Raw genomic sequence first — 12,971 nt, forward strand, 5'->3', positions numbered from 1 at the left:
AACAATTGCCAAGGACTCCTAGATGGCGAAAGTCCAGTGACGTGGCAACAAGCCTCGCTGCACTCGCCCAGGGGAATACTGGTGAGAAGAATACACAAATTCTGTTGTTTGAAGGTCTGCTTTTGGCCGAAAGCGGACGTTCTACCAGGTGCACTGATCTGTCTTCGATAAAGAAAAAGCCCCCTTATCGTCACTGACGATGAGGGGGCTCTTTTGATGTTTCGTGGACGCAGATCCCGTACCAATTTCCGTACCAGTAACCGTGTATTGGTATGGAACATCAGGTTGCTCTCGGAGCTAACCCTTTGATTTTATTACCCCTGATACCATACCGAACACCTCGACACATCGCGGTGTAATTCTGTTCCAGGGACATGAAACTACCTGTGGGGATTTTCGCAAAGGGCAAGGGTACGGTGGCGGACACAACCCTGCAAGTTCGGTGTAACGCGATTATTCGTCGCGGCCTTCCATCATCGTGCGTTTGAGCATCACGTACACCGCACCGGCACCGCCGTGTTTCGCCTGGCACGAGGTGAAACCGAGCACTTGCGGATGCTGACGTAGCCAGGTGTTGACGTGGCTTTTGATCATCGGCCGCTTGCCGTCCAGGCGCACGGCCTTGCCGTGGGTGACGCGCACGCAGCGGATTTCGAATTTGGTCGCTTCGGCGAGAAACGCCCAGAGGGTCTCGCGGGCTTTTTCGACGTTCATGCCGTGCAGGTCGAGGCTGCCTTCGAACGGGATCTGGCCGATCTTGAGCTTGCGCATCTGGCTTTCCTGCACCCCGTCGCGGGCCCACATCAACTCGTCTTCGGGGCCGACGTCGATCACGAACTGATCGGACAGGCCATCCACGGTGGTGGTGTCGGTGCGCACGGTGGCGGACTGGCGCAGTTTGGCGATCTGCGCGCGGTCAGCCTTGGGTTTGCCGGTGTCGGCGCGGTCGTGCTTGATCGGCTTGACGCCTTGGATCGCACTTTTGAACAGGGAAAAATCGTCGTCTTGCATGTCAGCCTCCGCGAAGGGCGGCCAGTTTACCCAAGTCGAAACAAAACGGCCCGGCAAAAAGCCAGCCGTGGAGTCAGTCGTGTTTTTTCATCAGGTGCGGGGACATGTTCAGCTCCCGCGATTGCCGGGCGCGCCGCCGGCATCGACGCCACAGGGCCACGCCGAAATACAGGAACAACAAGCCGACCGCGAGAATGATCGCCGAACCCGTCGGCGTGGCATTCAAGTCGCCGAGCGCCGGCGGGCGCCCCAGCAGGCTGGCGGCACCGGCCATCGCCAGCAGCACACCGAACGTCGCCAGAATGGCGGCGATCGATGCGCCGAATCGAAAACGCCAGTTACTTTGGCCTTTGGGCCGCAAGCGGCGTGCGTCAAATCCATCGGATAACTTCATTCCGACCTTCCTCAATGGGTATCGGCCCTTCGACCGGGAGTTGACCGGGTTGTTCCTGAGGCTAAGGCAATTGAAGCAAATGCGAGGCTTTTGCGGATGAGCGGCGTGCTGAGCCGCTCATCAGAGCAGATCAGATCAGATCTTGAGTCAGGGCAAGGGTGGCGAAGTTGTCGGCCATGATCGCCATTTCCGCTTCCTGCACCACGGCGGCGCTGAGCACGCGGCCCTTGAACGGCAGGTCACGGGTAGCGCAGGCGTCTTCGACCAGGGTGCAACGGAAGCCCAGGTTCTTCGCCGCGCGCACGGTGGTGCTGACGCTGGAGTGGCTCATGAAACCGCAGACGATCAGGTCCAGCGAGCCAAGATTCTGCAAACGGTCGAGCAGTTCGGTGCCGTGGAACGCGCTCGGCAGCAGTTTGCCGATGATGGTTTCGTCACCTTGTGGCTCAAGGCCGGGGATGAATTCGCCGCGTTCGCCCTGCGGGTCGAACAGGCCACCGACGGTGCCGAGATGACGCACGTGCACGATCGGCCGACCGGCTGCACGGGCCGCGGCGACCAGTTGTTTGATGTTCGCGACGGCCGCGTCCATGCCGCTCAGGGCCAGCGGGCCACTGAGGTACTCTTTCTGGGCATCGATGATGACCACGGTGGCATGGCTCAGTGTGGCCGCTGCGTAACCGCGGCCGCTGAGTTGAAACATCGTTTTTGGAACGGACATTCGGGGCTCCTTGGGGTGGGGCTTTTGCGGCATTGTCCTCTGGCTGAGCGGTTCTGTGAACCGCTACCATCGTAGGCAGCGTCGTTACTGGCCTGCAGCCTTGTCAAGTTACACGTTCTGTTCAATAGCTGATGCAAAAAACAGAAAAGTCCTACTGTCGGCCGCGAATGTTTCCCGCGTCGTCGTGACGCGTTTTGGCTGGTAGAATCGCCAGTCGTTTTTTCTGGAGTTCTGCCCCGTGATCACTTCCCGACTTCGTACCCTGCGCGACCACATCCGTTGGGCCGTCAGCCGCTTCCATGGGGAGGATCTGTTTTTCGGCCATGGCACCGACAACGCCTGGGATGAAGCCCGGCAGTTGGTGCTCGGTGCCTTGCACCTGCCGTGGGAGATCGCCGACAGCTACCTCGACTGTGCGCTGGAAGACGACGAGCTGGTCAACCTGCAACGCCTGCTCAAGCGCCGCATCGAAGAGCGCATCCCGACTGCTTACCTGTTGGGTGAGGCATGGTTCTGCGGCATGTCGTTCATCGTCGATGAGCGCGTGCTGATCCCGCGTTCGCCGATTGGCGAGCTGATCGAAAACCGCTTCGCACCGTGGATCGGCGACGAGCCGGCACGCATCCTCGACCTGTGCACCGGCTCGGGCTGCATCGGTATCGCCTGCGCCTACGAGTTCCAGAACGCTGAAGTGGTGCTGGCGGACCTGTCGTTCGAAGCGCTGGAAGTGGCCAACCAGAACATCGAGCGCCATGGCGTCGATGAGCGTGTGTACACCGTGCAGGGCGATGGTTTCGATGGCCTGCCGGGGCAGCGTTTCGACCTGATCGTGTCGAACCCGCCGTACGTTGATGCCGAAGATTTCGCCGACATGCCGGACGAATACCAGCACGAACCGGAGCTGGGCCTGGCCTGCGGAGATGACGGTCTGAACCTGGTACGGCGGATGCTCGCCGAAGCGGCGGATCACCTGACCGAGAAGGGGCTATTGATCGTTGAGGTGGGCAACAGCCAGGTGCACGTCGAAGCGCTGTACCCGGAAGTCGATTTTGCCTGGCTCGAATTCGAGCGCGGCGGGCATGGTGTGTTCATGCTGACGGCGGAGCAGTGCCGCGATCATCAGGCCTTGTTCGCTTCCCGCGTCTGACCTGACTGACTTTTGTGGCGAGGGAGCTTGCTCCCGCTGGTCTGCGAAGCAGACCCAAAATATGCAATGACGGTGCACCAGACATACCGCATGTGCATGTTTTACGACTGCTTCGCAGTCGAGCGGGAGCAAGCTCCCTCGCCACAGGTCAACGCTGATTTCAGCGGTGCGTAGCAATCCAGATCAACAATCCCGCCTGAAACACCGCAAACGCCACCAGACAGGTAATGGTAAAGCGCAACCCAGCGTCTTCACGCTTGAACTTGCTGACCTTGTCTTCCTGCTTCTTCAGCTTCACTTCCTGCTCGGCCAGATTTTGTTCGGCCTGTTGCAGCATCTGCGCCGCCTCCAGAATCTCGACGATCTGCAGCTTCTCGCTGTTCCAGTCGCCCAGCAGATCACCGACCTGCACCTCTTTGACGCTGCCCTTCAAATGCTGGGCATCGGCGTACACCACATCAAAACCGTGCACACGCAAGAAGTGATCGCGACGCAGACGGGTGTCTTCGTTCAGTGCATCCTTGTTGTTCAGGTCCATGCCGTCGACCGTGTAGGCGGGCCAGCGTTTTTTCGCCCAGTTGATGCCTTGCGCGGCCATGAAACGGCCGATGCCACGGTTCAACGGTTCGATCTGCAAACCGCTGTCGGGGCCGAAGTGCACACGTTTGCTGGTGTGATCGACCCACACGTCGAGGTGGTTCTGCTCTTTGCGCACGCGCTGACCGGGCAGTTTGATCGCCATGCGCATCAGGCTGTGTTCTTTGCTGTTGCGCTCGGCATAGCCGAATTCGACAAAGCGCAACGGCCGGCCACCGGTGTGACGGTCAGTCTGCAACGGCGCCAGGCGGAGCATCTTGTGGTGCTCGACGCTGACGTCCGCCCATGGCAGCTCGACCGCTGGCGGTGCGTCTTTGTCAGCGGTGGTGTCGGGTGAAGTCGGGGTATCAGTCATAACGGCGAGATCCTGTCCAAGCCCTGCTTGTCGCCAGCCGATACGCTGGCGACAAAGGCTTATCGGCCGTTTTTTGCAGGACTGGAGGGCAAACTACGGTTAACGGTTGCGAATGCCGTCAATAAATTCGATGAGTTTGCCGCCCAGTTCCGCCGCCAGTGGCAAATTGGGGTCCTTGTACGAGGCCAATTGCCGCTTCACATCGGCGGGGACGATGCGCATGACGTGGTTCATGCCTTCGATCACCACCAGTTCGGCGTCGGGTTTGGCCGCTTTGAGCGCCTGCGCATCGCCCACGCCGACCTGCATGTCGTTGCTGCCCTGGACGATCAGCGTAGGCATCTTCAGTTGCGCAAAAGCCTTGGCCGGGTCCTGGCGAAACAGCGAAATCAGGTACGGCTGCACGCTCGGGCGGAAAATCGGTTGCAGTGGCGCCGGCACGTTGTCATCGGTGTGACCGGCCTTGAGGCTGTCGAGCAGTTCATTACTGCGCAGCATCAACGGTGGCGGCAGGCTACGGGCCAGTTGTTCGCGGATTACCTGATCCACCGGGCGGGCGCTGCCGGACAGCGAAATCAGCGCAGCGGCGTCGGCACGCGTAGCGGCGAGGGTGGCAATCAGTGCACCTTCGCTGTGACCGAGCAGAATCAACGGGCCGAAACGCGGGTCGCTTTTCAGCTTCTGGCTCCACGCCACGGCGTCGTCGACGTAGCCTTCCACCGACAGATTGCGCTCGTCAGGTGTGGCCGGCCGGCTCGCAGCCACCCCGCGCTTGTCGTAGCGCACGCTGGCGATGTTGTGTTTGGCCAGCACCCAGGCCAGCCGCTTGAGGCTGTCATTGCGCCCGCCATCGGGGTTATTGCCGTCACGATCTGTAGGACCGGAGCCGGCAAGGATCAGGACAACCGGCACTGGGTTGTCGGATTTTGGCAGCAACAGCGAGCCGAAAAGTTCACCGCTCCCGGTATCCAGAGAGATCGGGCGCTGCAGGACAGTCGCGTGGGCAAAACCGGTAAACAGGGTAAGACTCAAGATCAGAACTCGCAGCATCATCACGCCATCATTCGCCAAGGTGCCGGTTGGACTCACCAACACCGCTAAGGTTCGAGGATGAACTACTCGGTTAGCCTGCGTATACTGGCGCGCATCACGAATTCGGGTTTGATTTCACGGAGCGTCCTGCATGTCCGGCAATACCTACGGCAAGTTGTTCACTGTCACCACCGCTGGCGAGAGCCATGGTCCGGCGTTGGTCGCCATTGTCGACGGCTGCCCGCCGGGCCTGGAGATCTCCCTCGAAGACCTGCAGCGCGACCTCGATCGGCGCAAGCCAGGCACCAGCCGCCACACCACCCAGCGTCAGGAAGCCGATGAAGTCGAAATCCTTTCCGGCGTGTTCGAGGGCCGCACCACCGGTTGCTCGATCGGCCTGCTGATCCGCAACACCGACCAGAAGTCCAAGGACTACTCGGCGATCAAGAATCTGTTCCGCCCGGCGCACGCCGACTACACCTACCACCACAAATACGGCGAGCGCGACTACCGTGGTGGCGGTCGCAGCTCGGCGCGGGAAACCGCGATGCGTGTCGCGGCAGGTGCGATTGCCAAAAAGTATCTGGCCAGCCAGGGCATCGTCATCCGCGGCTACATGAGCCAGCTCGGCCCGATCGAAATCCCGTTCAAGACCTGGGATTCGGTGGAACAGAACGCCTTCTTCAGCCCGGATCCGGACAAGGTTCCGGAGCTGGAAGCCTACATGGACCAGTTGCGCCGCGATCAGGACTCGGTCGGGGCGAAGATCACCGTAGTCGCCGAAGGCGTGATGCCGGGTCTCGGCGAGCCGATATTCGACCGCCTCGACGCTGAACTGGCGCATGCGCTGATGAGCATCAACGCGGTGAAAGGCGTGGAAATCGGCGCCGGTTTCGCCTGCGTCGCCCAGCGCGGCACCGAGCATCGCGATGAACTGACCCCGCAAGGTTTCCTCAGCAACAATGCTGGCGGCATCCTCGGCGGCATCTCGTCCGGTCAGCCGATCGTCGCGCATCTGGCACTGAAGCCGACGTCGAGCATCACCACCCCGGGCCGTTCGATCGACATCCACGGCAACCCGGTGGACGTGATCACCAAGGGCCGTCACGACCCGTGCGTCGGCATCCGCGCCACGCCGATTGCCGAAGCGATGATGGCCATCGTGCTGATGGATCACCTGCTGCGTCATCGTGGGCAGAACGCCGACGTGCGCGTCAGCACCCCGGTGCTGGGTCAGCTTTGATGGTTGATCGCCAAGCCGTCGCGGTCTGACCGTGACGGCGCTCCCGTACTGGCGGCTGTCCAGTTTCTATCTGTTCTATTTCGCCTTGCTCGGTTCGACAGCGCCGTTTCTGGCGCTGTACTTCGATCACCTCGGCTTCAGCCCCGCGCGCATCGGCGAGCTGGTGGCGATCCCGATGCTGATGCGCTGTGTGGCGCCGAACATCTGGGGCTGGCTCGGCGACTACACCGGCAAACGCCTGGCCATCGTGCGCTTCGGTGCGGTGTGTACGCTGCTGACGTTCTCGCTGATTTTCGTCAGCAAGACCTACGCCTGGCTGGCGATGGTCATGGCGTTGCACGCGTTCTTCTGGCATGCGGTGTTGCCGCAGTTCGAAGTCATCACCCTCGCGCATTTGCAGGGGCAAACCGCGCGCTACAGCCAGATTCGCCTGTGGGGCTCGATCGGTTTCATCATCACCGTGGTCGCGCTGGGCCGTTTGTTCGAATGGCTGAGCCTCGACATCTACCCGGCGGCGCTGGTGCTGATCATGGCCGGCATCGTCCTCAGCAGCCTGTGGGTGCCGAACGCGCAGCCGCCGCAAGGTAATCGGCCGAGCGGGGAGGGATTTCTCAAGCAGCTGCGCAGCCCCGGTGTGCTGGCGTTTTACGCCTGTGTCGCGCTGATGCAGATGAGCCACGGCCCGTATTACACCTTTCTGACCTTGCACCTTGAACGCCTCGGTTACACACGCGGCACAATCGGCATGCTCTGGGCCGTGGGCGTGGTCGCCGAGGTGCTGATGTTCATGGCGATGAGCCGGATTCTCGTGCGCTTTTCATTGCGTCGGGTGCTGATGGCGAGTTTTCTGCTGGCGGCGCTGCGCTGGTTGCTGCTAGGTTCGTTCGCCGAATTCCTCTGGGTACTGTTGTTGGCCCAGGTGCTGCACGCGGCGACCTTCGGCAGCTTTCATGCGGCTGCCATCGCGTTCGTGCAACGTAGCTTCGGTGCGCGTCAGCAAGGTCAGGGGCAGGCGCTGTACGCGGCGCTGGCCGGCACCGGTGGCGCGCTGGGCGCGTTGTATTCCGGTTACAGCTGGAATGCCCTCGGTGCGACATTGACCTTTAGTATTGCCAGTCTCGCGGCGCTCGCTGCTGCCGTTATCATTGCCACACGTATGCAAGAGGACAGGCCATGAGCCTTACGCGTGAACAGCTCGCCCAGCAGATCGTCGACGCCGGGCGTTTTCTTTATGGTCGCGGCTGGTCGCCGGCCACCAGCAGCAATTACTCGACGCGTCTGTCGCCGAGCGAAGCGCTGCTGACCGTGTCGGGCAAGCACAAGGGCCAGTTGGGCCTGGACGACGTGCTCGCCACGGATTTGTCCGGCAACAGCCTGGAACCGGGCAAAAAGCCCTCGGCCGAAACCCTGCTGCACACCCAGCTGTATCGCTGGCGCCCGGAGATCGGCGCGGTGCTGCACACCCATTCGGTGAACGCCACAGTGCTGTCGCGCCTGACGCCGCAAGACTTCATCGAGTTCGAAGACTACGAGCTGCAAAAAGCCTTCAGCGGCATCTCCACCCACGAATCGCGGGTGCGCGTGCCGATCTTCGACAATGATCAGGACATTGCGCGCCTTGCCGCCAAGGTGCAGCCTTGGCTCGACGCCCATCCCGATTGCGTCGGTTATCTGATTCGCGGCCACGGCCTCTACACCTGGGGCGCGCAGATGAGCGATGCCCTGCGGCAGATCGAGGCCTTCGAATTTCTGTTTGAATGCGAGTTGAAAACCCGCAGCGTCATGAACCGCCAAGGCTGACTTCACCCGAAGCCGCCCATTTGCCTGATGAAATGCACTGCCCGACCGGTCTGCAAGAACCGGACGGCAAGGCCGATACCGAGGAATTGCCCATGAGCAGCCTGTCCGTCTATCACGTATCCAGCCCCGAGATTCCGAACAAGGTGCTGACCCATTTCGAAGACATCGCCTCGACGCTCGCCGAGCAGGGCGTGCGCTTCGACCGCTGGCAAGCCGCCGCGAAGATCCAGCCCGGCGCCAGTCAGGAAGAAGTGATCAGCGCCTATCAGGAGCAAATCGACAAACTGATGACCGAGCGCGGTTACATCACCGTCGATGTGATCAGCCTCAACAGCGACCACCCGCAAAAAGCCGAACTGCGCGCCAAGTTCCTTGAAGAACACCGCCATGGCGAAGACGAAGTACGCTTTTTCGTTGCCGGTCGTGGCCTGTTTACCCTGCACATCGATGATTATGTCTACGCGGTGTTGTGCGAGAAGAACGACCTGATCTCGGTGCCGGCCGGTACCAAGCACTGGTTCGACATGGGCGAGCACCCGCACTTCGTGGCGATTCGTCTGTTCAACAACCCGGAAGGCTGGGTCGCGAATTTCACCGGCGAAGACATCGCCGGGCGCTTCCCACGTCTGGAGGACTGAGCTGATGTCGATCAAAGCCATTGTCACTGACATTGAAGGCACCACCAGCGCGGTGAGTTTCGTTTTTGATGTGCTGTTCCCGTATGCGGCCAAACACCTGCCGGATTTTGTTCGGCAGAACGCCGAACGTGCCGATGTGGCTGAGCAACTCGACGCCGTGCGTCGCGACAGCAATGCACCGCAGGCCGATGTTGAACGGGTTGTTGAAATTCTCTTGAGCTGGATCGAGGAAGATCGCAAAGCCACGCCGCTCAAAGCCTTGCAAGGCATGGTCTGGGCCCAGGGTTATCACGCCGGGCAGTTGAAGGGCCACGTGTACCCGGATGCCGTTGAAGCGCTCAAGCGCTGGCATCAGGCCGGTTATCAACTGTTTGTGTATTCGTCGGGTTCGATCCAGGCGCAGAAGCTGATCTTCGGCTGCTCCGAGGCGGGAGATCTGACACCGCTGTTCAGCGGGTATTTCGATACCACGTCGGGGCCCAAGCGTGAGGCGCAGTCTTACACCAACATTCAACAGGCGATTGGCGTCGAGCCGCAAGACATTCTGTTCCTGTCCGACATCGTTGAGGAGCTGGATGCCGCTCAATCGGCAGGCCTGCAGACCTGCGGCCTGGCGCGCGAGGGTGGGGAGCTGGGCAGCCATATCACCGTCGACAGCTTCACCGGCATCGAACCCGAAGCCTTTTAACCACCCTCGATCCAATGTGGGAGCGGGCTTGCTCGCGAAAGCGGTGTGTCAGCCAAATATTTTTGACTGACACACCGCTTTCGCGAGCAAGCCCGCTCCCACACGGAGTTTTGCATCAGCCAAAAAAACAGGCCGGACAGTGAAAGCTGCCCGGCCTGTTTTTGTTTAAAGCTGTTTAAAGCTTCGAATCAATTACAGCGAGTGATACGTCGGCAGGGCAAAACGCTGCTGGCTTTGCAGCATCGCAATCTGCGGCAGCTCACTGGCTTCTTCCGCCAGGTCACGACGGATCGCGCTGATCGCCCACGACAGTTGGTCGGCGTTGTGCATTTGCTGATACGTCAGGGCGCGCTTGAATACTTTGCCTTCACTGCTGCGCAGCGTCAGCAGAATCCCGCCATCGGGACGTGGCGCAGTGGTGACGTTGAAGTTGGAGAACAGCGAGGTAAATTTTTCTTGGATCAGGCTCATGTCTTTCAGCTCCGTATGCACTTGAATGGCAAGCATGCAGAGGAGGTTGCAGCGATTGTGCCAGCACACGAAAAAATAAAAATGCTTATAAATCAATAAGTTAAAAATCGTGAAATTTGCATTCGTCGTGCAATCTGCATGAATGGCCATCGTGCATCCTGCATTTTGCGGGATTCTCATGAGTTGAACGGAACCAAACGGCAAAGTCGTAATCACCGCCGCCAGGCGTGACAGGGCGGATACAAAACATTGCAAAAACCGCGTGTACAGGCCGAGAAGCGCTGACGTATTTTCGATCTCGACCTTGCCGACAACGCAGGTCATGCCCACAGCCCGAACAATAAAAAAACCGGCCGACCAGGCCGACCGGGGAGCTGCCATGCGTCACGCGTCGAGCGACACGATTACCTGGAGCATGATGCTCCGCAAACTGCCGACGATCGCCAAAGCCATCCCGCGGGTGGTCAAGGGCATGAAAGTCGCCAACGTCACGGATCCGACCCAAACGTGTGGCCTCGGCTGGACCTTCGAGCAAGCAACGCTGCGCAATCCAGAGGGGCAGGCGATCTTGCAGGACGACGTCTTGCTGACCTATGCGCAGGTCAACCAGTGGGCCAACCGCATCGCCCACTATCTGAGCGCGCAGGGCATCGGCAAGGGCGACGTGGTCGCGGTGTTCATCGAAAATCGTCCCGAGCTGCTGGTGACCATTCTGGCGCTGGCCAAACTCGGCGCGGTCAGTGCGCTGCTCAATACTTCGCAAACCCGCGACACACTGATTCACAGCGTAAATCTGGTGGCGCCGGTGGCGATTGTCCTCGGTGAGGAATTGCAGCCGGCGTTTGCCGCGATCCGCGAGCAGGTGTCGATCCCGGCGCAGCGCACCTGGTTTATCGCCGACCGTGACACCTATAGCCACCCAGGCATTGCGCCCGAGGGCTACGTCAATCTGATCAGTGCCAGTGCTGACGCCTGCACTGAAAACCCGCCCAGCAGCGGCGAAGTGTTCTTCGACGATCCGTGCTTCTACATCTACACCTCCGGCACCACCGGCCTGCCCAAGGCCGGGGTGTTCAAGCACGGCCGCTGGATGCGCAGCTCGGCCAGCTTCGGCATGATCGCCCTGAACATGACGCCCGACGATGTCGTCTATTGCACCTTGCCGCTGTACCACGCCACCGGCCTTTGTGTGTGCTGGGGCTCGGCGATCAATGGCGCTTCCGGGTTCGCGATCCGTCGCAAGTTCAGCGCCAGCCAGTTCTGGCCGGATGTGCGTCGCTACAACGCGACCACCCTCGGCTATGTCGGTGAATTGTGCCGTTATCTGGTCGATCAACCGCCCAGCGCCGATGACAGCCGTCACGCGGTGCGCAAGATGATCGGCAACGGCTTGCGTCCCGGCGCCTGGGCCGAGTTCAAGACCCGGTTTGCCGTCGAGCACATCTGCGAGCTGTACGCGGCGAGCGACGGCAATATCGGCTTCAGCAACATTCTCAACTTCGACAACACCATCGGTTTTTCGCTGATGGCCTGGGAGCTGGTGGCGTACGACCACGACAGCGGGCAGCCGTTGCGCAGCGCCGACGGCTTCATGCGCAAGGTCGGCAAGGGCGAACAGGGCTTGCTGCTGGCACGGATCGACGAAAAAGCCCCGCTGGACGGTTACACCGACCCACAGAAAACCGCCAAGGTGGTGTTGCACGATGTGTTCAGCAAGGGCGACCGCTTCTTCAACACCGGCGACCTGCTGCGCAATATTGGCTTCGGTCACGCGCAGTTCGTCGATCGACTCGGCGACACCTATCGCTGGAAGGGCGAAAACGTCTCGACCACTGAAGTGGAAAACCTGCTGCTGCAGCATCCGCATATCTCTGAGGCCGTCGCCTACGGCGTCGAAGTGAGCAACACCAACGGTCGTGCCGGCATGGCCGCAATCACGCCCGCCGAGTCACTGGCGACCCTGGATTTCGCCGAATTGCTCGCATTCGCCCGCCAGCGCATGCCGGCCTACGCGGTGCCGCTGTTCCTGCGGGTGAAGGTGAAAATGGAAACCACCGGGACCTTCAAATACCAGAAGACCCGGCTGAAAAACGAGGGTTTCGACCCCGGCCAGACGGGCGACGACCCGATCTACGCGTGGCTGCCTGGCACCCAGACTTACGTGCAAGTGACGGACGAAATTCTGGCCGATATTCATCAGGGCAAATATCGCTATTGAGATTGGCTATAGCCTGACTTGAGAAAAAGGGGGTGACAGCTATCGTCGCGCTCGGGAAACTGTCGGCTTTGCGATCAACCGAAGTGGAGTTACCCCATGTCTGACCAAAGCCGCCAGATGACCCCTGAAGAAGCTGCCGAATTCACCGAGCAGGTTTTCAACAAGGCACGCGACGGTGATGCGCTGATGCTCGATCGGCTGATCAGCGCCGGTTTGCCGGTGAACCTGAAAAACAGCAAGGGCGACACGCTGCTGATGCTCGCCAGTTACTATGGCCACGTCGACGCCGTGCAGGTGCTGCTCAAACACAAGGCCGACCCGGAGCTGCGTAACGGCAACGGCCAGAGCCCGATTGCCGGCGCCGCGTTCAAGGGCGATCTGGCGGTGGTCAAGGCGCTGGTGGAAGCGGGCGCCGAGATCGAAGGCTCGTCGTTCGATGGCCGTACCGCGCTGATGATGGCGGCGATGTTCAACCGTGTTGAAATCGTTGATTACCTGATCAGCAAGGGCGCCGACCCGCAAGCCAAGGATGCCAATGGCGTCACCGCGCTGGACGCGGCCCGCACCATGGGCGCGGTCGATACCACGGCGCAGCTGGAAAAACTGCTGGCCTGATAAGGTCAAAAGATCGCAGCCTGCGGCAGCTCCTACAGGTC

14 protein-coding genes are annotated in these 12,971 nt (G+C 60.5%); 8 read left to right on the forward strand and 6 right to left on the reverse strand.

Annotation, left to right across the window (positions count from 1 at the left end; genetic code table 11):
* Window positions 1–453: 453 nt before the first annotated feature.
* The 3 genes from KCG87_RS25140 to KCG87_RS25150 form a co-directional block, all read right to left on the reverse strand.
* Entirely contained in the window at window positions 454–1,011 is a 558-nt protein-coding gene (locus KCG87_RS25140; protein WP_096797013.1) for a Smr/MutS family protein, read from the reverse strand.
* Window positions 1,012–1,084: 73 nt separating this feature from the next.
* A complete protein-coding gene (locus tag KCG87_RS25145) occupies window positions 1,085–1,405 on the reverse strand; it encodes a hypothetical protein (protein WP_098967923.1) in 321 nt (106 codons plus the stop codon).
* A gap of 130 nt (window positions 1,406–1,535) precedes the next feature.
* Window positions 1,536–2,126: a cysteine hydrolase family protein gene (locus KCG87_RS25150; protein ID WP_003223193.1), complete on the reverse strand. Its 591-nt coding sequence runs from the start codon at window positions 2,124–2,126 to the stop codon at window positions 1,536–1,538.
* A 238-nt stretch (window positions 2,127–2,364) separates the two neighbouring features.
* Here KCG87_RS25150 and prmB point away from each other — a divergent pair, with 238 nt between their 5' ends.
* Entirely contained in the window at window positions 2,365–3,273 is a 909-nt protein-coding gene (gene prmB, locus KCG87_RS25155; RefSeq protein ID WP_086794742.1) for a 50S ribosomal protein L3 N(5)-glutamine methyltransferase, read from the forward strand.
* A gap of 160 nt (window positions 3,274–3,433) precedes the next feature.
* Here the strand turns inward: prmB and KCG87_RS25160 are convergent, their stop codons facing one another.
* Window positions 3,434–4,225 (reverse strand): hypothetical protein, encoded by a 792-nt coding sequence (locus KCG87_RS25160; protein WP_210559085.1) that lies wholly within the window; start codon window positions 4,223–4,225, stop codon window positions 3,434–3,436.
* A gap of 99 nt (window positions 4,226–4,324) precedes the next feature.
* The gene (locus KCG87_RS25165) at window positions 4,325–5,278 is read right to left on the reverse strand and encodes an alpha/beta fold hydrolase (RefSeq protein WP_210559086.1); all 954 of its coding nucleotides are present in this window, start codon (window positions 5,276–5,278) and stop codon (window positions 4,325–4,327) included.
* 130 nt (window positions 5,279–5,408) lie between these two features.
* On the opposite strand from KCG87_RS25165, the gene aroC reads away from it, so the two are divergent.
* The 5 genes from aroC (at window position 5,409) to mtnC (ending at window position 9,626) form a co-directional block, all read left to right on the forward strand.
* Complete coding sequence (gene aroC / locus KCG87_RS25170; RefSeq protein WP_210559087.1) at window positions 5,409–6,500, forward strand: chorismate synthase; 1,092 nt, start codon at window positions 5,409–5,411, stop codon at window positions 6,498–6,500.
* Window positions 6,501–6,531: 31 nt separating this feature from the next.
* Window positions 6,532–7,677, forward strand: coding sequence for an MFS transporter (locus KCG87_RS25175; RefSeq protein ID WP_210559088.1), 1,146 nt, complete (start codon window positions 6,532–6,534; stop codon window positions 7,675–7,677).
* Window positions 7,674–8,300 (forward strand): methylthioribulose 1-phosphate dehydratase, encoded by a 627-nt coding sequence (locus tag KCG87_RS25180; RefSeq protein ID WP_123586173.1) that lies wholly within the window; start codon window positions 7,674–7,676, stop codon window positions 8,298–8,300. Before KCG87_RS25175 ends, KCG87_RS25180 begins: the two co-directional genes overlap by 4 nt.
* A gap of 92 nt (window positions 8,301–8,392) precedes the next feature.
* Complete coding sequence (locus KCG87_RS25185) at window positions 8,393–8,938, forward strand: acireductone dioxygenase (protein WP_027613329.1); 546 nt, start codon at window positions 8,393–8,395, stop codon at window positions 8,936–8,938.
* 4 nt (window positions 8,939–8,942) lie between these two features.
* Entirely contained in the window at window positions 8,943–9,626 is a 684-nt protein-coding gene (mtnC, locus tag KCG87_RS25190) for an acireductone synthase (RefSeq protein WP_098967926.1), read from the forward strand.
* A 192-nt stretch (window positions 9,627–9,818) separates the two neighbouring features.
* On the opposite strand, the gene KCG87_RS27640 is transcribed toward mtnC, so the two are convergent.
* Window positions 9,819–10,097 carry a DUF3509 domain-containing protein gene (locus KCG87_RS27640; RefSeq protein WP_027613327.1) on the reverse strand — a complete coding sequence of 93 codons (279 nt, stop codon included), beginning with the start codon at window positions 10,095–10,097 and terminating at the stop codon, window positions 9,819–9,821.
* A gap of 379 nt (window positions 10,098–10,476) precedes the next feature.
* Here KCG87_RS27640 and KCG87_RS25200 point away from each other — a divergent pair, with 379 nt between their 5' ends.
* On the forward strand, window positions 10,477–12,315 hold the full coding sequence (locus KCG87_RS25200) for a long-chain-acyl-CoA synthetase (protein WP_210559089.1): 1,839 nt from the start codon (window positions 10,477–10,479) through the stop codon (window positions 12,313–12,315).
* 96 nt (window positions 12,316–12,411) lie between these two features.
* Window positions 12,412–12,930 (forward strand): ankyrin repeat domain-containing protein, encoded by a 519-nt coding sequence (locus KCG87_RS25205; RefSeq protein WP_098967928.1) that lies wholly within the window; start codon window positions 12,412–12,414, stop codon window positions 12,928–12,930.
* Window positions 12,931–12,971 lie beyond the last annotated feature (41 nt).

The sequence above is a fragment of the Pseudomonas sp. MWU347 genome (assembly GCF_017947305.1).
Lineage (GTDB): Bacteria > Pseudomonadota > Gammaproteobacteria > Pseudomonadales > Pseudomonadaceae > Aquipseudomonas > Aquipseudomonas putida_A.